Here is a 20683-nt window from a genome sequence, read left to right as displayed (position 1 = left end):
AAACATTGGAAAATAAACATTTAGAGCAAAGCGAGTACGATCAGTTTCGCACCTTTTTAGAGCAGCAGTGTGGCATAGTACTTGGTGACAATAAGCTTTATTTGGTGAAAAGCCGCCTTGCGCCTTTGATGTCTCGATTTAATGTCGATTCGTTATCATCGCTAGTGACAAAAACTCTGAGTCCGCATGAAAGGCAGTTGCGTGCTGCGGTTGTCGATGCAATGACGACAAACGAGACACTGTGGTTTAGAGATCAGTATCCGTTTGAATTACTAAAAAAGAAAATTTATCCAGAATTTAAAGATTTACGTAGACCCGTTAAAATCTGGTCAGCGGCAAGCTCGTCAGGACAGGAGCCGTATTCAATTGCCATGTCAACGAGTGAATATCAATCCCAGAACCCCGGGGCTATAAATGGGCGCGCAGGTTGTGGGGACAGATATCTCTAACACTATGCTGGATATGTGTAAAAATGCAGAGTACGACGCATTGGCATTGGCCCGAGGCTTATCGCCGGAAAGACGCAAAAAGTTCTTTATTGACAGTGGCAATGGCATGGCCAGAGTCGTTGACCCGATCCGAAAAATGGTAAATTTCCGCCATTTGAACTTGTTGGATTCCTATGCCTTACTGGGCAAGTTTGATGTGATCTTCTGCCGAAATGTGCTTATTTACTTCTCACCTGAAGTCAAAGCAAAAATTATTTCTCAGTTTGCACAAGCATTGAATCCAAATGGTTACTTATTTTTAGGCGCTTCGGAGTCTATGGCAGGGCTAAGTGATGATTTTGAAATGCTCAGGTGTAACCCTGGAATTATTTATCAGAAAAAATCTTAAATTGAAAAGCAGCCGATAGGCTGCTTTTTTAAGCCAAAATTATGTGTGGTACAAAGCGGCTGAGGTCTTGCGTGATCAGACTAGGATCTGCACGTAATCCCATACCGGCAGGACTATTACCGACCACCCAGCTTCCTAACACAACATGTTCATTGGCAAATTTAGGCAGTGCTTTAAATGCTTGGTAGATAAAGCCCTCTTCACCATATTCTCCACTCGATTTGGCGAGTAATTTACCTTCTTTGATGATTTCTATACTTGCCCCCTCACGAGAGAAAATAGGCTTTTTTACTATACCTGTGCTTGTATCGAGCAAGTGTTTTTGATCGTCAAAATATGCGGGCAACAAATTGGGATGATTTGGAAAGTATTGCCACAGTAGCGCTAATATAGCTTTGTTTGAGAGCAGAGACTTCCATGCTGGTTCTAACCATTGTGTAGACATGTTGTTGAGCGACTTGCCGTATTCGTCATCAAACATAAACTCCCACGGGTAGAGCTTAAAGCACCAGTCTATTTGCTTGTCATTCAAGTCAACAAATTGCTGCAAAGTATTGATGCCAATATCTTCGATAAAGGTAAATTGACAGGGAATGCCCGCTTCTAGCGCACAACTTCTTAGATAGTCGACGGTGCCTTTATCTTCTTCTGTCTCTTTACAACAGCTAAAGTGCAGTGTTTTAGTGCGGTTAAATTTGTGAATATGTAAAAATCGCGCAATTAACTGCTCTTGAATACTATTAAATTGGTCGCTGTGCGGTGGAAGTACGCCAGTATTTACCTGCTGCTCTAACCACATCCATTGCCAATATGCTGATTCAAATAGAGAAGTAGGCGTATCATAGTTTGCTTCTAAGAGCTTCGCGGGTGAAATGCCATCATAACAAAAGTCGAAACGTCCATATAAGTGGGGATCTTTGCGCAGCCATGAACGTCTTATCATCTGCCAGTAGGGCTCAGGAATAGCAAATCGCCGCATTAATTCGTCATCATCACATATCTTGTCTACAAGGTATAACAGCATGTCATGCAACTCTTGCGTTGGCTGTTCGATATCTCGTTCAATTTGTGACAGGGTAAATTGGTAATACGCGCTTTCGTCCCAATAAGGGGCACCGTGCATGGTATGAAATTTAAAACCCAGGGCATTGGCTTGGGCTTGCCAGTCAGCTCTTGGCTCAATAGGAACTCTAATCATGGTAATGTGTGATGTTTTAAAGGGGGCTTTAACTGCCCCAACTTTTTGAACTGGCACTGCGACCAAATCCACCCCGACTTTTTGTACGGGTGATTGTTTTGCTCGGTTTTGGCTTATAGTTAACTATTTTGCTTTTGACTGAGGTGGTACCTGCAGAGTTAACACTGGCGACGACACTGTTTTGCGCATTACGATAATTAAAAAAGTCATCTTTACTGCGATAGAGAGGTTTCGCACCTGAATAATATTTGCCACTTAAAAAAGCGGCTTTCCTTTTCTTGCGCTTTTTCATCGCGTCGAGGCCTTCATCAACCGCTTCAGCGAGCAGTGCAACCATAAAACCGGCCATGACTGGTCGCCATAAGCCGCCATTATTTTCACAGCGCTCATAACCAAAATCGCTCTCGCACAGCTGCTCAGTGGCATAACGAGGCGCTTCAGATAAGTGTTGATCTTGTGCTTGCTCGTAATGAAAAAGGCATGACTCTGTTTCTACTCCAAATGACGTACATTCATCTACATCTTTAAAAAGCAATGTTGACTCTTCTGAGTCTGAGCACCCGATCAAGCTTACAGACGTGCCCATCATCAAGGTGAGTTTGATCTGCTTACTGCGTTTCATACTCACTCCTTAGTAGGTCATGCAGGCGGCATTGAGAATACCTGTAGCCAGTGATGCTCCACCTAAAAACAGGCCTGCGCTAATATGATTATTTTCTATTTTTTCTGACAACTTTGGCATATAAAGTCGTACTAAAAAGAAAGTAAGCAACTGCATGACACCGGCAATAATGCCCCAAATAGCAAAATCTACCAGTGATACAGCATTGACTGCAGCGCTGGCAATAGGCAGTGTAAAGCCAATGAGAGTACCGCCGAAAGCTGCTGCAGCTGAGGGGTTATCCTCTTTAACCAGTTTCCATTCGCAATGAGGCGTAATTTTCGTATAGACGTATAAAAATGACAATATTAGCAAATAGCCAATTAGAAAATATAAAATAAATGGAATAAATCCCTGTAAAGATTCCAAAATCATTATTGTATTAACCTATTATTTTATTATTCGTGAAGTAATAAATGCTCTAGTTCTCTGTGGAGAATATCATCGTCTCCAATGTTTAATTCTATCAAACGTTTGAGATGGGTTACACTGTCGATATCTATCTGAGCACAATGCAGCCCTAAATGTGCTTCTTCAATATGGCGAATTTCGACTTCCATGTTTATCTCTATCTCACTACCGGGTAAGTTAAATTTCAAGCTCGCTGGTTGTCCCTTCAGTGGCGAAAGCCCTGTTGGCAATGTGATAAGAGCGCCATTTAAGGACAAATCTATAATCTCGCACTGATAATCGCCTGTTGTCGTCATTAAAAAGGCGGTATTAGAAAATAAGATTCTGGAAAACTTTCTGCGTTCTGTCATAAGTCGATCTCGTCGTATGGATAGTTCAAGTTTAGTCATTTTTTGGCTGACTAACCAGCTATAAAAAAGCCCTGAAATTTTTCAGGGCTTTTAATTTAATTGTGTATAGACTTAACCAATTTTTTTGTATTTGATGCGCTTAGGCTCAGCAGCCTCTGCACCAAATGTTTTCTTTAACCACTCTTCGTATTCTGTGTAGTTACCATCGAAAAAATTAATTTTCCCTTCGTCACGGTAATCTAGGATATGCGTCGCGATGCGGTCAAGGAACCAACGATCGTGCGAGATACACATGACACAGCCTGGGAACTCTAAAATTGCATTTTCTAGTGCACGAAGCGTTTCGACGTCAAGGTCATTGGTTGGCTCATCCAGTAGGATAACGTTACCACCCGCTTTAAGTAGCTTGGCTAGATGTAATCGGTTGCGCTCACCACCTGAAAGTTCTTTAACAAACTTCTGTTGATCGTTGCCTTTGAAGTTAAAGCGGCCGACATAGGCGCGGCTTGGGATTTCGAAATTGCCGATCTTTAAAATATCTTGGCCGTTAGAAATCTCTTGGAAAACGGTATTGCCATCATCCATATTGTCACGGAACTGCTCAACAGTAGCCAGCTCAACCGTGTCACCTAGCTTGATCTCACCGCTATCTGGTTGCTCTTCACCGCTTAACATTCTAAATAGTGTTGATTTACCCGCACCATTGGCGCCGATGATGCCGACAATCGCACCTTTTGGCATTGCGAAGCTTAAATCATCGATTAAAACACGATCGCCAAAGCCTTTTTTCAGATTATTGACTTCGATAACTTGATCGCCCAGACGTGGACCTGGTGGAATAAATAGCTCGTTGGTCTCATTACGTTTTTGGTAATCAGACTGCTGTAGCTCAGTAAACTGTGCCATACGCGCTTTTGATTTTGCCTGACGACCTTTAGGGTTTGAGCGCACCCACTCAAGCTCTTTCTCGATTGATTTTTGACGTGCCTTTTCAGATTTCTCTTCTTGTTTAAGACGTGCATCTTTTTGCTCAAGCCAAGACGTATAGTTACCTTCCCATGGAATACCATGGCCACGGTCTAGTTCCAAGATCCAGCCAGCAACGTTATCTAAGAAGTAACGGTCGTGGGTGATCGCAACGACTGTTCCTTCGTAATCGTGTAGGAAGCGCTCAAGCCAAGCTACAGATTCAGCATCAAGGTGGTTGGTCGGTTCGTCCAGTAGCAGCATATCTGGCTTTTCAAGCAATAGACGGCAAATTGCGACTCGGCGTCTTTCACCACCAGAGAGGTGCTCAATTTTGGCGTCCCATTCAGGTAAACGCAGCGCGTCAGCTGCACGCTCAAGCGCGTTGTCTAGGTTATGGCCATCATGTGCTTGGATAATGGCCTCTAATTCGCCTTGCTCTTTTGCAAGCGCGTCAAAATCAGCACCGTCCATCGCGTACTCGGCATAGACTTCGTCTAAACGAGTGAGTGCATTTTTTACTTCACTTACCGCTTCTTCAATGGTTTCACGTACGGTTTTGCTTTCATCTAACACAGGCTCCTGTGGTAGGTAGCCAATTTTTGTACCAGGTTGTGGGCGTGCCTCACCTTCAAATTCTGTATCAACGCCTGCCATAATGCGCAGTAATGTTGATTTACCCGCGCCGTTTAGACCAAGTACACCAATTTTTGCACCTGGGAAAAAACACAAAGAGATATCTTTAAGAATAGTACGCTTTGGTGGCACAACTTTGCTCACCCGCGACATTGTATAAATATATTGAGCCATGAATATAGTCCGACTTATTTTTTATTTCCGCTATTGTAGTTACAACTTACGGCGCATTCAACGTAAGTGATCAGATTCACAAAATAAGCTTTGATTTAGTTACGCCGAATAATTGATTGTTTTTTGCTCTCAACTCAGTTGCGGTATATAAAACCACCAGTTACTCGCTTTTTTTAGCAATAGATTTGCTTTGTAACTTCGTTTACATATGAAAATAAAATGAAACGCAGAGCATCGTCTTTTTCGGTATGAAAATACGCATTTTTTTTAAGTCTTTATTGTTAGGGCATTTTTGACCTGTTGGAGCGCCTAAAAAAAGGTATTATTTACCTATGCTCAGCAAAGCTATGAAGGAAAGCTGTTAACTTCCTTAATGCTATTCAGAGCAACAAAGAAACACTCATCGCCCGTATGAGTATGAATACCGCCTTTAAAAAGGGGGAGACTGAAAAAGGTAGTTTACCTACTCACCTTACAATTTAGTCATAGATAACTTCACAGCTTATGGCTCCGATCACTCACTGTAAGCTGAACATAACTCCATATCACCACGAAGCTTAGCTGCACAATCAGTAAGGATCGCAATGACACAGTCAAGTTACTCATCAAACAGAATTTTTAAAGATAAACGAACACCGCTTGGCGCGGAAATTCTCCGTTTTGCAAGGCGCATACGTGGTTTCACTCAAGCGGAATCAGCCGCCAACTATGGCATTGAAGAGCGAACGTTGAGGCGATGGGAAAATAGGGAATATAGCCCAAAGTGGAACGATGTGGTGGGCCTAGTGGAAGACGTTTATTCACTCGATATTATAGAAGTAATAGGAAAGCTCAATGATTGCGACACAAATAACCATTAAACAAATTCGCAGTGCCTTGAGGCGCTGGGGCAAATATTGGCGACAGCGAGAGCTGGGCAAGGGCTTCAGTCGCCAAGCAATAACAGAGCAAACTGGAGGAGGCCATAGTAATTACTTCTCCAGTGACATGATGAATGTACCGGAAGAGATTGAATTACTGGGGCAGTTAATCAGCAAACTGCGACCAGAATGCATCCGAGCAATACGCGCAAAGTATTTGTTGGATGTTGAACTAAGCCAAGCGGCAAAAATGCTTGGTTTTGATACAAAGCGCTCCGCAGAGTTTTGGTTAGTTAAGGCCGAAAAAACACTCATGTTGGAGCTGAGCTACTAACGAGTAGGAAAATAGATGTCGATCATGAATACGGTTGAGCAAATCAAGAAACATGAGGGCTATCGACGCTTTCCGTATTACTGTACGGGAGGCAAATTAACGATAGGTTATGGCAGAAATATAGACAGTAAAGGAGTGGATAAAGAAGAAGCGGAGTATTTACTCGCACAAGATATTAAAAATGCGTTAGCAGGGGTAAAGCGGCGCATTGATATATCTCATTGCAATGAAGCGCGCGTAGCCGTGCTGACAAATATGGCATTCAATATTGGCTTGCAAGGATTGATGGGGTTCAAAAGGATGCTTGAACACGTTCAACAAGGAGAGTTTGAAAATGCCGCAGTTGAAATGCTTGATAGTCGTTGGGCAAACCAAGTGCCAAGCCGAGCACAGGAATTGGCGCAGCAAATGTTAAGTGGGGAGTGGCAATCATGAACTGGCTTACGAATTTGTTCACTGGCAGTGTGAGAGAGCCACTGCAGGTAGTCGGTGAAATTATAGATGAGTTGTATACGAGTGAAGAAGAAGTACTCGAACAGCATGTTATAAAAGCAAGGCTACTGAATAAGCAAAGTGAAATACAAGCACATATAAATTCAGTACAGGCAAGTCACCGAAGTCGATTTGTTGCGGGTGCTCGACCATTTCTGATGTGGGTATGTGGGCTGGGGTTTTTGTTTGCTTTTGTGATCAACCCAATATTACAGTGGTTGTTTCCAGAGCAAGGGGTACCAGTTCTGCCACTTGAAGTGATGTTGGAATTAACTTTAGGTATGTTGGGGTTAGCAGGCCTTCGCACCATTGAAAAGTTGAAAGGAGTGGCAAAGTGAGACAACCTGAAAACTGGCAAATGAAAAAGGAATTGAGTTTAGCCCACATTCTTACAACGATTGCCTTGGTTGTATCAAGCATCTTGTATCTAAGCGATTTAGATAAACGCATTACTACTAACTCTCAAGAGTTAGCCCACTTAAAACAGATCCGCAAAGAAGATCAAAAGCGGATTGAAAAGCGCCTAGATTCAATTGATAAAAAATTGGACGCGCTATTAAGCGCAAAGCGCTCAAACCCATAAGGCCTTATCTGGCCACTGTTTAAAAATCCCTTTTTTGTAATTAATCACTTAAATCCATGTGCACAAGCTATGAGATTGCATGTGCGTTCGTGCGCAAACGTATTATCAGGAGACGAATTGTGAGTACAGCCATCGAATTAGCTAAATTGCCACCACCTCAGGTTATTGAAGCGCTTAGTTATGATGAGATTTATAAGCAAATGGAGCAGGCTCTGCTCGACAAGTTGCCGGATCATGCTTTATTGGCCTCTGATCCAGCGATTAAATTAATTGAAGTTGCATCGTATCGTGAACTTCTACTCAGACAAAGGATTAATGACGCAGCAAAATCTGTGATGCTGGCATTTTCGCAAGGCAGCGACTTAGATAATTTAGGTGCTTTGTTTGGTATTGGACGCGCTGAAAATGAAGGTGATGAACGCTATCGCCAAAGAATCCCTCTATCGTTAGAAAGCTATAGCATGGCTGGTACTAAGGGGGCATATGAATATCACACCTTCTCTGCCAACGATAAAATTAGAGATGTTTATGTAGACTCGGATAGTCCCGGCTATGTAAATATATATGCGTTGATAGATACCATGACACAATCGCAAGCCAACGACATTAAAGCAGATATTGATGACAGGCTTAATGACGAAGATATTAGACCTATTACAGACAAAGTTGTCACCCAGTGGGTAATGCCAACAGTTGAAACGCTTAGTGCACACATCTATTTAAATATTGGCGCTAATAAGCAACAAGTTGAACTGGCGATTATGCAGGCACTGGATGCCTTCGTTGCCCAGCATTGTAAGTTAGGCTCAGAGATCCCTCACTCGGGTATCATTGATGCATTGCATCAGCCAGGAGTGCGGAAAGTGAAGTTACTGACGCCAACGGAAGACTTACAGCCTGCGGTTAATCAAGCATATAGCTTGGATATTAATTTACAATTTCCCGATGAGGCATAATTATGAGCGAAAAGTCACTCTTGCCTCACAATACGACTCAATTAGAAAAAACGATTGAGCAGCATTTATCACATACTCGTGAGCAATTTAATACTACAACTGTGATCCCGGATTATATTGGCTCGCAGTGGGACCCGTTGACTTGTCCTGAAGCTTTATTGCCATGGTTGGCATGGGCGCTGTCGGTTGATGAATGGAAAGAAGATTGGCCTGTTGAAACCAAGCGGGCAATGATAGCTAACTCTGTATCCGTGCATAAGCACAAAGGGACGGTGGGCGCGGTTAAACGCGCGCTGGCATCGCTCGGTCTCGAAATAGAATTTTTTGAATGGTTTGAAGATATCGATGATGTCTATATAGCGCCTCATCATAGTGGCGATCCACATACGTTTACGTTTATTGCGTGGGCAAACGCAGTGCCTTATACCAGTCGCGCTGTGGTGCTTGACCAAAAGCTGTATGATGCGATACATCGTGTGACTAACCAAACCAAGCCTCAACGGGCACATTTTGATTTTTTAGTTGGCATGAAGATGTCGTCGCAAATTGCTGCGGCCACCAGTGGTCACGGTTTTGCCTCAAGTCGACTTTATGCCAAGGTTATGCCGCACACTAAAGAACGTGCGGGCAGCAATACACTTTCACTCGCTGGTGCTATTTCTGGGCATCGCACAGCCTCTTCTCGCTATTACGCAGCCTCTTCTTCTGAGCGCAAGATCACATCATCAGCTCAACCAGGCTGCGCCCTTGTTATTAGAAAAAAGGTGCCTTTGGTTAGTCGCCAGCGCATCAACACTGCCAGTGAGCGAAAGTTAAGAGCGGGTGCCAAACTCGGGTTTGGCGCGGCACTCTCTACTGGGTCAGGCCAAGTTGTCAGGACCTATATACGCAGTGATCAAACCATGCCTTCGCGTTTGATTGAATTTAGCAGCCGTCTTACGGGCGCTATGTCAAACAGCGCAAAGCAAACGACAGTCTGTCGTTTGTACTTCAATGCAGTGTCTGCATCGTAAATTTTGATAAACAAGGAGTGCAATAGTGAGCACGATTTTACAACCGGTGATCACGTCAGCGGGACTGGCTGCTGTGTTCAGAGCACAGCAAAATGGCTTTAAAGCCAAAATCACCAAAATCGGGATTGGCTCAGGTGTGCATCAAGTGGATGAAAACACCACCAATCTGAAAGCAGAGCGATATCGTCTGGATATTGACTGTGCAGAATATGATGAAGCAAATAAACAGCTTCACTTAACTGTACGCGACGACTCTAAAGTGGCGGATGACGGATTTTTTGTCAACGAGGTCGGTTTTTATACCGAAGAAGAAGTTAACGGACAAATACGTCATGTGTTATTTGCTGTGTATTCAGCAGCGGATCCGATTGCGTATAAATCAAATGATATTGATCTGTTATTGGCGTTTGACCTGACACTGACAGGTGTGCCGGGCGATGCGATTACCATTATTGATAAAGGGGTCGACTTCAATATCTTGATAGCCCCAGAGCTTGCCAAAATGGCGCGTTCACAGATCATGAATATGTATCGTCATTTAAAACAAAAGTTTGCATTAATTGACAAAGGTATTTTGTAAGGAAATTTCATGAAAAAAGTAGATAACCAGCGTGCACAAACGTTAGCAGAAGAGGCACTTAAGTTGATGCAAGAAGCAAAAGTATTGCAGCAACAAGTGCAATGTCAGGCAGCTCGCATTTTGGGCTACCAACAACAAAGTGATGGCTTGGCCTTTAAATATTTAGCGGCGAAAGCCGAGCATGGTGAACATAGCCAGCAAGCATCTGATGCTAAGCAAGCGTGGCTCCATTCGAGAAAGTCTGTGCAGGCGCGTTATCCAAAATTTCATGGAAAATAATTCAAAACAGATTTTAAAAAGCCCGCTTCAAGCGGGCTTTTTGCATAAATGGAGAACGTAAATGTCTTTAGAACAAGATATCACACGCGTTGTTGAGGCCACTGAAGGGTTGACTGCAACCGTTGATAATCAGATCAGTGAAATCACGAGCAAATTAAACACCGCGGTGGCTGAGACGAAAACCAAGGTGGATGCCCATCTAGCCAGCGCTGATGCCTTACTGAACTCTTATGAAGCGCGCCAGTCGCATTTTAGAGTGAGTAAAAACCAAGCTTTAATTGCTAATTCTGCCGGCACTTTCCCAGAGGCATGGGCAAGTGGCTTTGTCACTAGAGCCACTTTACTTGAAAAAGTAGAAACAGGTGTTGAAGTCAATCAAAGAACACCACTGGCTCGAGAGTTCTTACAGGCGATTACATCTGATACTAAATGGTTTGCACAAAATTTTAATATATGGGAACTGGAATATGCGCCGAACAGAGGCGGTGAAAACAGTCATGTAGACGCGTATATGATGTATCAATATTGTCGAAGACCAACGCAAATGACAGTAGCTGCAATTGTGAAGCACATTAGCGGGGTTGTCCCTACTGGTTTCTGGTGTACTGGATTGCAGGCTAACGAGGCCGCGAAGGTGTGCGGTACCCATTATGGAGCTGGTGGTCGAAATCATTATATGCACTGTCACCCCTATGTACCAGGAAAAAACCTACCAGCGGATCAAACGGGTGTTGTTCAAGTTGCATTACCTGCTGTTGTGTCGGGTCACGTACCACTAGATAAAGCTTGGAGTCAGTTTGCGTACATCGGTGACGGTGCATACGACGTGATTGCATAAGATAAGGAGATAAATTAAATGGCGAAATTAATCGTAAATGGGCAGGTGGTTGAGCAGTTTTTTGATGCCGGGATGCAGCAGTACGCGGTTGCCCAGTTGGTTGAAGAAAACTTTGGTAAAGACAGCACGTTCTCAATCGAATTATCTGTTGAAGAAGCGCAGCAAAAGAGCCGTGATGATGTACGTTTATCTATCGAGCAGCAAGTAGCTGATACCGAGTCTTTGCTGGGTACAACGTCAGATACAGTACATATGTTACTGAATGAGCTAAGTGGCTTTGTAAATAAATTAAGCGATGCATCCACTTTAGCTGAGATGCGTACTTCGACTACATCACTTAAAGCGGCAATTGGCGATATTGAAACAAAAGTTTCAGCAGGTGAGCTGAGCTTTCCTTATCAGACCAAAGGCCAAGATGCGGTGATGGCAGATATTATGACGCGTGCAAACGGCATTGATACTGTTATTAAAGCAAAGTAAGTCAGGCATTACACGGTTCTGAGCACATCGTGTTGATGCAGAGTTAAAAAACTCAAACGTGAAGCCCACCATTTGGTGGGCTTTTTTATTTTAAATTGGAGGTAAATTATGTCTTTAGAGCAAGACATTGCAAATGTAGTCAGTGCAGCAGAGCAGCTAACTGGCATCGTAGATACAAAAATTGAAGATATTAACACGACAGTAAATAACAAAGTTGCTGAGGTCAATACAACGATATCAAGAGAGATTGCAAGAGTTGATGAGTCATTGGCAAATACCAGAGTATTTGGTAGGAAAAGTATGTCAATTGCTGACTATTTCGTAACTGAAGTCGGCCCTACAAATATTCATATCAAGCTTCCCTATAAAGTTGATAGAGATCATGCAATGTACCACTTGACCGTGGAAGGTTATGCGTATGGTGCTGCACATGATAATGAAAATGAGCCTCGCATCATTGATGCTACTTTTGTTGGTTATTGTTATACAAGTTCACAAGCACATCTAAATGTACAGTGTTTAGGATCTCATGAACCAGCATCCTATATTGGCACTGATAACCATATTTATCTTAGGTTATCATTCAAGAATAAGTACTTCCTTACTTTAAATGTCAATGCGTTAAAGGTGGGAAATGGCACATTACTTAAACAAGGTGATGTAGAGATCATCGATAACCCAGAAGCTTTATTATAAGGAGTTAGGCTATGAATGCAGAAAAACTATCAACAGAAGTAGAAAACCAAATAAATCATGTAAATCAACGCCTTTCTACAAGACAAAAAATAAATAATCGCGTTGCTGATGATGGCAGTTTATTAGGCTCTACTTCAGATGTAACTCACATATTACTCCATGAGCTGAGCATTTTTGTTAATAAGTTAACGGCTGCTAACTCCCTTGAAGAAGTCAAAGTATCAGCAGAATCATTAAAAAATGTCATTGGTGCAGTTGAAGGAAAAGTGGCCAATGGTGAGATTGAGTTTCCTTATCAAGTTAAGGGGCAAGCAGTGGCATTAAATGAGGCACTAACCCGTGCACATGGTGTCAGTGGCCTTTTGAAATAATGAGCTAGATTAAGTTAGATTTGAACCAGTATTAAGAATTACAAACAAATTTAGCCCACCAATTTGGTGGGCTTTTTTATTTTTAAACGGAGGTAAACATATGTCTTTAGAGCAAGACATTACACGCGTCGTTGAAGCGGCGGAAAAGTTAAGTGATATCGTCGATACCAAAATTGGAGATATCGACAATCGCGTGGCACAAAAGGCCATCGAGATTGATCAAAAAAACGCGGCGGTTGAAAGCCGTTTAACAGCGAAAGAGCAAGCGGTTGATGCCAAAATTCGAGATTTTCAGAAATCTTTACCGCTGGCACCAAATACCCTCGTGGATTCTAAGTTTTTTAATTCTATTTGCGAGGCAAATGATACACCAACCGATGTTTTGGTTGCGCATAAAGCGCCTTGGACGGCATTTTGGCATGATGGTTCGGAAGGCACTGGTACAGTCACGCGTGTGAGTTTGAACAAATTAGACGAATTTGGTCTAACACCAAATGAAGATTTTCAGAACCGAGGTATTGGCTATAAAAATCATGGTGGAGAAGCTTTTTATGGCTCTAATTACCGTGTTTTACTCTTTGATATTGAAATTACTAAAGGGCGTACAAGCAACGCAAATGATGGCAATCTATTTGTTCTATCACAAGGCTGCGACACGCATTTTGGGTGGGGTCGGGGTGAATTTATTACTCAAGCTAGTTGCTGGGTCAACGTACTTGAATGCTCAGATACAATAAAGTTCCATCCATCGTCGAATCGCTCAGCGATCATTGAATGTAACAAGTCTGACGTAGGCAAAGGCTGGCAATATAAGCATGCTATCAGAGCTGGTTGGGGTGGGTGTCATCAGCCATTATTTAGAGGTTTAGGAAAAATAAAAGTGGCGATGTGTTTACCTTATGTTGGCACAGGTGATCACGGTGAAAATATGGTTTGGGCAGACAGTGTTGGTTTCCCATACACCCATACCGATGTAGCTAAAACAACAGGAGCATAAACATGGCAATATTAAAGCAAATTTCAACGGGGCGGATTGTTGCTGGAGGCCTGACAACACAAGAAAGCGCTCAGAATATAGCGAAAAGCGCAGGTGTTGCTGAAGGTGATTATCAGCTTATTTTTAGCGTTCAAGAAGTTGAAGACAATCGTCGACTAGGTTACGCGCAATCTTGCGATCACTTGTTTATCGATTATATGGCAAATTTAACTGAACTTGGTGAAAGTGCACAAGCCACGATAGACGCTAAACAAGCTTGGCTAAGTGCAAGAGCGGTAGTTAAATCTAACTTCCCCAAACTTTAATTTTTCTTAAAGTCTATGGTGCCTGAATTTCTCAGGCATTTCCTTATTATTCTTATATGAGCTTAGTTATGTCATTGACAAACTTTAGCGCCATAGATCTCAGTCGTTTGCCGGCGCCAAACCTCATTGAGTCACTAAGCTTTGAAAAGATTAGGGCTGAGATTTTAGATGATTTTAAAACACGTTTCCCCGAAGCAGAAGTTAACCTAATCAGTGATCCCGTGGTTAAGTTAGTGGAGTCATTTGCTTACAGAGAGCTTTTGTTGCGTCAGCGCATTAATGACAGCGCGCAGGGTGTGCTACTTGCACATGCTACAAGCAGCGAGCTTGATTATTTGGGCAATCGCTTTGAAGTTGAACGTGCAATATTGGAGCCTGCTGACAATACACAGATCCTCCAAAGCTAGCTGTTTATGAAAGTGATGAGCGGTATCGTGAACGTATTGCTCTTGCGCTGGAAGGGTTCAGTACTGCGGGCCCCGCAGGCGCATATGCATTTCATGCGTTGAAGGGCTCGCAATATGTCAAGGATGTGTTTTTAGATGCGCCCGAGTTTGCGTATGTCGATCTGCCGGAGCAAGTATCGAGTTTACTACCACCGAGTGCACGGCTACTGATGTGTACATATGACGCAGGTTTAACGCCTGAGGTATTGTCAGGTGCTGAACCGTCAGAGCCTGTACCAGGGGATGTGGTGGTGACGTTGCTTACAAGCCAAGGAAATGGTCACGCAACGACCGATGTAATCGAGCAAGTCAGAACGCAGTTAAACAAGGAAAATGTGAGACCACTGACTGATAGAGTGCATATTAAATCTGCAGATATCATCGAGTTTGAACTAGATGCAGTATTACATATTTACCCTGGCATGGATGGGCCTGCACTGGTTGAAGAAGCCAAAGCAAGTTTAGCGACGTGGTTGGCTGAGCATCATAAATTAGGCCATGATATTTCTCTGTCAGGCTTATATGCGGTATTACATCGAGAGGGGGTGCAGCGAGTTGAGCTGTTGACGCCGCAGTGGGATATTGCCGTGCAAGCGCATCAGGCTGCGTTTTGCTCTCGGGCGACCATCTCTGTGGGAGACGAGCATGTCTAACTTCACATTGCAGGGAAAGACTTCTGATTTGGAGTTGGCGCTTGAACACTGCAGTGACCGTATACTGAATATCCCAGTATCCCACAAGCAGTTATGGGACCCTTGGAGATGTCCTGCACGATTTTTACCCTGGCTTGCCGATGCATTGAGTGTGGATGTCTGGGATAGCGCATGGCCGGAGCATGTGCAGCGTAAAGTGATTGCGGACAGTGTGCCAAGGCACAGATATAAAGGGACCGTTAGTGCTGTAAATAATGCATTGAAAGTGCTCAATGCCAAGGTTGAGCTGCAAGAATGGTGGCAGTATGGTGGGGTGCCACACAGTGCAAAGCTGCTGGCCATTGCCAATGAGAATTTAGACAGTAATGGTAGTACATTCTTAAGTCCTAAACTGCAGGGGCAAATGTGGCAATCTGTGGTGGCGACTAAACCAATGCGCACCAATATTGATTTTAATATAGGGGTTAACCTAAATACGGGCACTCAAGTGTTCGGTTGTGGGCAAAGTGCGTCGATGCAAGTCGCTTTGCATCGAGATGAACCAATATTTAACTTTGCACCAGTTCATGTCTGTAATTATGCTGCCGCTAGTACTGTCAGTGTAAATTTGCCAAAGTTGGTGGATAAGCCGAGCTTTGACTTTAGCGTAAGTCAGGTGCAAGTGACATCAATGGGTATATCTCATCATATTGGTAGACAGCTTTTTGAGGATCAAGCTGCGGCCCATTTTAGTAGTGGCGCTTTTGTGGCATCTACTGGTGTCACTGCGTCGCTATCAAATGTTTTATTTAAAGACGCTCCCAATTCTCAACACACATCAAAAAGTTCAATCGCGAGCGGTGCCTATACCGTTTCAATGCAAAATATCACGCTTAATTTATAAATCTGAGGTACCTATATGAATGTATATACACCTGTTGTGACGCAGCAGGGAATAAACGCAGCGGTCAGTGCCCTTGAGCAAGGGGTTAAAATTCAAATTGGCCATATTGCTGTGGGCGACTCGGGCTATACGCCTGATAGACATCAAACGGCTTTAAAAAGCCCCAAAAATACAGCGCCTGTATCGGGTGCTGAAGTGGTTGGCAATGGTCAATTTCACGTAACAGCCGAGTTTACAGATGATAAACAATATGCGGTTAAAGAAGTCGGCTTTTACTTAAACGATCATGAACAAGAAAGTCAGCGGACCTTGTTTGCTGTTTGGTCTCATCCAGAGAATGTCTTATTTTTCCAAACCCCAATTGCAAAGATTGTACAAGGTTTCGACTTGCTTTTGACAGCAGTTCCGCCGGAAAGCTTAGACTTTAATGTGACAGGCGATTTGAGCCTATATTATGCCGATGAATTTGCGGCTTTGACCATTGCACAAACCAAGGCGATCACAGCACAAATTCAATCGAATTTGAGGCAGATACACTTTAATGATCGTCTTTTAAAGTTGGAGGGCTAAGTAATGTCTAGTCTATCTAAGAGCGTAGCGGAACTGGCCAATAACAATGCAAGTTTGGTTCAGCGGTGCAGTGAGTTGACGGATGACATCAATCAGTTGTTGCTTAACGTGGATACCAAGGTTGATACGGCGTTTTCCAAAGTGCGTGGCGAAATAGAAAATACATTGGAGCAGACCTTGTATGTGAATGCTGATCAATCGGTTGGTAGTGACAGTAACGATGGCCTAAGTGCACAAGCGCCACTAAATACGATAAAAGCCGCGGTGGCTAAACTTGTACCGGGTTGCTTTGCTCGTATCATGCTTGCTGCGAATAATGTAGAGCATGTCTCATCGGCCGTTGTGGTTCCGGACTGTTCAGTTATTTTTAATGCGTACACACAAAGTGGTTTTCAATCCACTGGTTTGAAAATGCACTTTTCAGGTGCCATTGCATTTAACACCAGTGGTGACAATGCATCCGTTTCACTTGAGCTGTTTGGTGAATTCCAAAAAACCATTTTGATGGCAGGCAATCGCTTATTTGAAAATCTAGGTAAAGCCACTTATTCATTGTGCAGTGACACTGAAACCTATCCTGTGGAAGTGTTTCACCGAAGCACAACAGGGCAATTTTTCCCTTACTTCGTTGCAGCAAATTATGCCAGATATAGCAAAATAGGCTTATTTTCTATGAGCAATGTTGTATTTGCTTCGAAAGTTGTCAATGTTGCGGGTGAGACTGTTTATGAGCCTATGTCACATATTCGTTTGGATACACCGCCAGTAGGTGGCGCTGTATTGGCAGTATTTAATAACGTTGATATGCATTGTGAACAATTGTCTAATCCAGGCGCTGCATTAACGCCAGGGTGTTACTTAATTTCAACAGCTTCCGGGCTCAATCATGTTGCTCCGCCAGTTACAGCAAGCGCCTAATCAAATAGTTCTTCCTTTCCAATTACTTATTTATATTTCTAATTTAAATTAAGGACAATATTTATGTCTACACAAGCTAAAACGCTTGAAGAGCAACTCACAGAGTTGCATTCGACCAATGGTGAGTTGGTATCTGCTAATGCAGAGCTGACTGCAACCGTGGTGGGTAAAATGCAAGATATTGACACAACAGTCGCTCAAGCGAAGAGCGCTTTGGATGCCAAATTTGTTGATTCTCAAAACGACTTTAATGCATTTATTAACACCGCTAATAGGAGGTATCAGGGAGTAGGGGATTTAATGGACGTCAAGGTGGATGCCGAAAGTGGTGCTGACCTTGCTCCAATAGTGCGTGAATTGTATGAGGCTGGTAATCAGAATATTCATATTCACATTCCAGAAGACACAATATGCTATTGGGGGTCGATTATTGACATCCCATTTGGTTGTGGCTTGACCATTAGCGGTAGAAATAAACAAACAAGCCAGATTAAGTTCAGAGCTTTTGTTCAGTCACCTAATGATGATACATGGTATTACCTTGGGCCTATCAGGCCAAAAGCTGGATCTAATGTCAGAGTGAGTACTGTGACTTTAGAGCAAGAAATATTGGAAGGCGCAAAATCTGGGCCTTATCACCACGGGATGTTTAATATTCCAAGCTATAATAGGTGGATGGGCGATATTGGCTTGTTTTTTTACGACGCTATATTTAAAACCTATGACTGTGTTGTACACCCCGACGGTATTGGTATGGGTTATATTTCAGTGACTTTTGTTGGGTGTGAACTTCATAGAGTTTCAAACCCAGGGTGGTTTACTACTAAGCAAAATTGTGCGTGGTTAGGTGCCGGATCTTGGTCACACCAAGGGCGTTATTTGTCTTGTACTAAACATGGCTGTAAGCAAATAGGAAGCACTGAAACGGATAAGGTCTGCGACATTATTCGAGTTTGGAGTGATGGCGTTGATATATCACAACAAATGTTTACTCGTACAAATAATACAACTCATTTCCATGGAGCATTATAAAATGGATATCTCTTTAACTTACAACAATATCGAATATATTAACTTCAGCACAGATGATTTGTTAGCCGAGGGGGTTCCAGACTCTGTGATACAAGCGACTTTGTCAAATCTAGCTTGGGATGATGTGAGAATGAAGCGTAATCAATTGCTTGCTCAGTGTGACTGGACGCAAATCACAGATGTAGATATGACACCAGAGCAAAAACAAGCATGGCTAGATTATCGTCAAGCTTTACGTGATATTCCTGCGCAAGCTGTTGAACCACAAGACATTGTGTGGCCAGTATCACCCTCAGCTTAAAACTTAGACGCTACAGATAAAACCCACCTAGAGATCCCCTATGAACTCCCAGTACTTTGATTTTTCTGCGCTCCCAGCGCCAGATATCATTGAGCCACTGGACTATGAACATATTTACCAAGCCCGCAAAGACAGGTTTAAATCCATTGCGCCGCAATATGCTGATGCATTAGAGCTTGAAAGTGACCCACTGACAGTCTGCCTGCAAGTGGAAAGCTATCGAGAGCTGCTATTGCGCCAGCGTATCAACGAAGCGGCGTATGCTAATTTGTTAGCGACAGCGCAAGGCGGCGATTTAGATCAGCTTGGTGTATTTTATGGTCTTGGGCGTGCCGAGGGTGAAGAAGACGGTAATTACCGTCTTCGCATTCGGCAGAAAACTCTGGCTTCCAGTACCGCTGGTAGTAAAGATCATTACCGTAATGCAGCGCTCACCGCTGCCCCCAATGCTATTCGTGATGTAGAAGTGGATAGCCCTGCCTCCGGACGTGTTCGCGTGTCGATATTATTTCAAGATACAGACTCTGCCGATGCGCTTTTACAGCAAGTACGAGAATACGTACTGAGCGATCAAGTTAAGGTTTTAACGGATCAGGTAGAAGTCAATCATGCAGAAGAAGTGCCTGTTGATGTGAAAGCGGATATTTATCTGCAACACAATGTACCTAATTGGGTATTTACACAGTTAGAAGAAAAGCTCCGCGCTGCTTGGCAAGACGCCATGGCCCTTGGCGTTGCGATGACCCCCAGTTGGTTGAGTGCTCAACTGCATGTCGAAGGGGTAAAACATGTTGAAATACATACACCAGATAGCTTGATCAATATCGAGTCCAATCAATATGCTCAGTTAGGGCAAATTCAATTATGTCTGATCACCTAGATACAAAAAGCGACGCATTGCTGCCTTACAACCACAGTGAACTGCAATCTGCTGTGGTTAAACATGGGCAGTTAGAGTGCGTGTTGGGCGAGGGCATATCGCTATTACGTGGCTTTAAATCTCACCCTAAACAGTCTCTATTACCTTGGCTTATTTGGGAATATGGCTTAGGTGCTTTGGTGCCTTACTTAGATGACCTTGACCAAGTGCTGCAACAAGGGCTTGCTTGGCAGCGGATCCGAGGGACGCGAAAAAGTCTTGAAATGGCGTATGGATGGCTTGGCTTTTCACTTAAAGATGTTGAAGAGTCGACATCCCATCGTCACTTTTACCGCTACCAATGTCACCTTGAGCAATTGCCCAACTTAAATGATGTTGAGCGTATGTCTCAACTGGCTGAGCTCAGTGCACCTGCAAGAAGTGAACTGACCCGTGTCACTTATCAACTTGATATCCGAGAATTAACTTTATCAGCAAAACCTTTTGGCTCATTGCTAAGTGATCACTCCGGATTTAGGCATCACCTCAAAAATGGCAAGCTACTGCGAATAAGTACCAAGCGTACTCACCCTGAACATCATAGTTGTAGTAGTGATACGCTCAGTGGTTTAACTCGCAAACATAATAGTACTTGGCAGAGTTATTCCTCTGAAATTTTGGGCGCTTTCCGTCTTAGTGAGCCACTTATCAACCAATTTGGCGTGACTTCAGTGCATAGTCGCCAGTCTAGTCGTGCTTATACTCTCGACCAAGCGCAGTGGTTTGGTCATTGGCAAGCGAGCAGTTGGTCTGCAGTTCAATCACCTCAGGTGGTTATTGCACACCAGCAAAATCGCTAACTTTTCAACTATTAATAAATCTTGAGCTTGGTTTTACGCAACTCTCCATGAGTGTTTGCAAGGATAGTTATGTCATGCCTAGGAAGGCGCGTTGAGACACTTGGTAAATGAGTTAATGCCGTATATGGACCGAGTGAGGGATGA

At 43.2% G+C, this 20683-nt stretch carries 29 protein-coding genes and 1 pseudogene; 25 read left to right on the top strand and 5 right to left on the bottom strand.

Going from position 1 to position 20683, the window contains the following annotated elements; translation table 11 throughout:
- The first annotated feature begins 5 nt into the window (after positions 1 to 5).
- A pseudogene (locus AC2CZC_RS02245) lies at positions 6 to 837 on the top strand (CheR family methyltransferase).
- Between the two features lie 28 nt (positions 838 to 865).
- On the opposite strand, the gene AC2CZC_RS02240 reads toward AC2CZC_RS02245, so the two are convergent.
- From AC2CZC_RS02240 to ettA, 5 genes are all read right to left on the bottom strand, one after another.
- Entirely contained in the window at positions 866 to 2035 is a 1170-nt protein-coding gene (locus tag AC2CZC_RS02240; protein WP_484584829.1) for a glutathionylspermidine synthase family protein, read from the bottom strand.
- Positions 2036 to 2063: 28 nt separating this feature from the next.
- Positions 2064 to 2657 (bottom strand): DUF1190 domain-containing protein, encoded by a 594-nt coding sequence (locus AC2CZC_RS02235; protein ID WP_484583685.1) that lies wholly within the window; start codon positions 2655 to 2657, stop codon positions 2064 to 2066.
- 9 nt (positions 2658 to 2666) lie between these two features.
- Positions 2667 to 3071 (bottom strand): DUF350 domain-containing protein, encoded by a 405-nt coding sequence (locus tag AC2CZC_RS02230; RefSeq protein ID WP_063360354.1) that lies wholly within the window; start codon positions 3069 to 3071, stop codon positions 2667 to 2669.
- Positions 3072 to 3094: 23 nt separating this feature from the next.
- Positions 3095 to 3457, bottom strand: coding sequence for a PilZ domain-containing protein (locus AC2CZC_RS02225; protein ID WP_063360353.1), 363 nt, complete (start codon positions 3455 to 3457; stop codon positions 3095 to 3097).
- Between the two features lie 111 nt (positions 3458 to 3568).
- Positions 3569 to 5233, bottom strand: a complete 1665-nt coding sequence (gene ettA, locus AC2CZC_RS02220) for an energy-dependent translational throttle protein EttA (protein ID WP_237135319.1) — start codon at positions 5231 to 5233, stop codon at positions 3569 to 3571.
- Positions 5234 to 5817: 584 nt separating this feature from the next.
- Here ettA and AC2CZC_RS02215 point away from each other — a divergent pair.
- From AC2CZC_RS02215 to AC2CZC_RS02100, 24 genes are all read left to right on the top strand, one after another.
- Positions 5818 to 6093 carry a helix-turn-helix domain-containing protein gene (locus tag AC2CZC_RS02215; protein WP_484583684.1) on the top strand — a complete coding sequence of 92 codons (276 nt, stop codon included), beginning with the start codon at positions 5818 to 5820 and terminating at the stop codon, positions 6091 to 6093.
- Complete coding sequence (locus AC2CZC_RS02210) at positions 6068 to 6427, top strand: hypothetical protein (protein WP_484583683.1); 360 nt, start codon at positions 6068 to 6070, stop codon at positions 6425 to 6427. The genes AC2CZC_RS02215 and AC2CZC_RS02210 overlap by 26 nt, the downstream gene beginning before the upstream one ends.
- Positions 6428 to 6442: 15 nt before the next feature.
- Positions 6443 to 6862 carry a glycoside hydrolase family protein gene (locus tag AC2CZC_RS02205; protein WP_484583682.1) on the top strand — a complete coding sequence of 140 codons (420 nt, stop codon included), beginning with the start codon at positions 6443 to 6445 and terminating at the stop codon, positions 6860 to 6862.
- Positions 6859 to 7257: a 3TM-type holin gene (locus AC2CZC_RS02200; protein WP_063360348.1), complete on the top strand. Its 399-nt coding sequence runs from the start codon at positions 6859 to 6861 to the stop codon at positions 7255 to 7257. Before AC2CZC_RS02205 ends, AC2CZC_RS02200 begins: the two co-directional genes overlap by 4 nt.
- Entirely contained in the window at positions 7254 to 7502 is a 249-nt protein-coding gene (locus tag AC2CZC_RS02195) for a hypothetical protein (RefSeq protein WP_155731861.1), read from the top strand. Before AC2CZC_RS02200 ends, AC2CZC_RS02195 begins: the two co-directional genes overlap by 4 nt.
- Before the next feature lie 119 nt (positions 7503 to 7621).
- Positions 7622 to 8458 carry a baseplate assembly protein gene (locus AC2CZC_RS02190; RefSeq protein WP_484583681.1) on the top strand — a complete coding sequence of 279 codons (837 nt, stop codon included), beginning with the start codon at positions 7622 to 7624 and terminating at the stop codon, positions 8456 to 8458.
- Between the two features lie 2 nt (positions 8459 to 8460).
- Positions 8461 to 9471 (top strand): phage tail protein I, encoded by a 1011-nt coding sequence (locus AC2CZC_RS02185; protein ID WP_484583680.1) that lies wholly within the window; start codon positions 8461 to 8463, stop codon positions 9469 to 9471.
- Between the two features lie 25 nt (positions 9472 to 9496).
- A complete protein-coding gene (locus AC2CZC_RS02180; RefSeq protein ID WP_484583679.1) occupies positions 9497 to 10051 on the top strand; it encodes a phage tail-collar fiber domain-containing protein in 555 nt (184 codons plus the stop codon).
- A 9-nt stretch (positions 10052 to 10060) separates the two neighbouring features.
- A complete protein-coding gene (locus AC2CZC_RS02175; RefSeq protein WP_484583678.1) occupies positions 10061 to 10330 on the top strand; it encodes a hypothetical protein in 270 nt (89 codons plus the stop codon).
- 61 nt (positions 10331 to 10391) lie between these two features.
- Positions 10392 to 11168, top strand: coding sequence for a hypothetical protein (locus tag AC2CZC_RS02170; protein WP_484583677.1), 777 nt, complete (start codon positions 10392 to 10394; stop codon positions 11166 to 11168).
- 18 nt (positions 11169 to 11186) lie between these two features.
- Positions 11187 to 11648, top strand: coding sequence for a hypothetical protein (locus AC2CZC_RS02165; protein WP_484583676.1), 462 nt, complete (start codon positions 11187 to 11189; stop codon positions 11646 to 11648).
- A 108-nt stretch (positions 11649 to 11756) separates the two neighbouring features.
- The gene (locus tag AC2CZC_RS02160) at positions 11757 to 12344 is read left to right on the top strand and encodes a hypothetical protein (RefSeq protein ID WP_484583675.1); all 588 of its coding nucleotides are present in this window, start codon (positions 11757 to 11759) and stop codon (positions 12342 to 12344) included.
- A gap of 11 nt (positions 12345 to 12355) precedes the next feature.
- Positions 12356 to 12715, top strand: a complete 360-nt coding sequence (locus AC2CZC_RS02155; RefSeq protein WP_484583674.1) for a hypothetical protein — start codon at positions 12356 to 12358, stop codon at positions 12713 to 12715.
- 100 nt (positions 12716 to 12815) lie between these two features.
- Positions 12816 to 13712 (top strand): hypothetical protein, encoded by an 897-nt coding sequence (locus AC2CZC_RS02150; RefSeq protein ID WP_484583673.1) that lies wholly within the window; start codon positions 12816 to 12818, stop codon positions 13710 to 13712.
- A 2-nt stretch (positions 13713 to 13714) separates the two neighbouring features.
- Positions 13715 to 14017, top strand: a complete 303-nt coding sequence (locus AC2CZC_RS02145; RefSeq protein ID WP_484583672.1) for a hypothetical protein — start codon at positions 13715 to 13717, stop codon at positions 14015 to 14017.
- Between the two features lie 68 nt (positions 14018 to 14085).
- On the top strand, positions 14086 to 14424 hold the full coding sequence (locus AC2CZC_RS02140; RefSeq protein WP_484583671.1) for a hypothetical protein: 339 nt from the start codon (positions 14086 to 14088) through the stop codon (positions 14422 to 14424).
- Between the two features lie 98 nt (positions 14425 to 14522).
- The gene (locus AC2CZC_RS02135) at positions 14523 to 15116 is read left to right on the top strand and encodes a hypothetical protein (RefSeq protein ID WP_484583670.1); all 594 of its coding nucleotides are present in this window, start codon (positions 14523 to 14525) and stop codon (positions 15114 to 15116) included.
- Positions 15109 to 15999, top strand: a complete 891-nt coding sequence (locus tag AC2CZC_RS02130; RefSeq protein WP_484583669.1) for a phage tail protein I — start codon at positions 15109 to 15111, stop codon at positions 15997 to 15999. Before AC2CZC_RS02135 ends, AC2CZC_RS02130 begins: the two co-directional genes overlap by 8 nt.
- A 15-nt stretch (positions 16000 to 16014) precedes the next feature.
- Positions 16015 to 16569 (top strand): phage tail protein, encoded by a 555-nt coding sequence (locus AC2CZC_RS02125; RefSeq protein ID WP_484583668.1) that lies wholly within the window; start codon positions 16015 to 16017, stop codon positions 16567 to 16569.
- Positions 16570 to 16572: 3 nt separating this feature from the next.
- A complete protein-coding gene (locus AC2CZC_RS02120) occupies positions 16573 to 17487 on the top strand; it encodes a hypothetical protein (protein WP_484583667.1) in 915 nt (304 codons plus the stop codon).
- 63 nt (positions 17488 to 17550) lie between these two features.
- Entirely contained in the window at positions 17551 to 18519 is a 969-nt protein-coding gene (locus AC2CZC_RS02115) for a hypothetical protein (protein ID WP_484583666.1), read from the top strand.
- A 1-nt stretch (position 18520) separates the two neighbouring features.
- The gene (locus tag AC2CZC_RS02110; RefSeq protein WP_484583665.1) at positions 18521 to 18820 is read left to right on the top strand and encodes a tail fiber assembly protein; all 300 of its coding nucleotides are present in this window, start codon (positions 18521 to 18523) and stop codon (positions 18818 to 18820) included.
- A gap of 40 nt (positions 18821 to 18860) precedes the next feature.
- Complete coding sequence (locus AC2CZC_RS02105; RefSeq protein WP_484583664.1) at positions 18861 to 19700, top strand: baseplate assembly protein; 840 nt, start codon at positions 18861 to 18863, stop codon at positions 19698 to 19700.
- On the top strand, positions 19685 to 20539 hold the full coding sequence (locus tag AC2CZC_RS02100) for a phage tail protein (RefSeq protein ID WP_484583663.1): 855 nt from the start codon (positions 19685 to 19687) through the stop codon (positions 20537 to 20539). Before AC2CZC_RS02105 ends, AC2CZC_RS02100 begins: the two co-directional genes overlap by 16 nt.
- Positions 20540 to 20683 lie beyond the last annotated feature (144 nt).

It is taken from the genome of Pseudoalteromonas sp. MMG033 (genome assembly GCF_057197785.1).
This window is presented reverse-complemented; position numbering and strand designations above follow the sequence as displayed.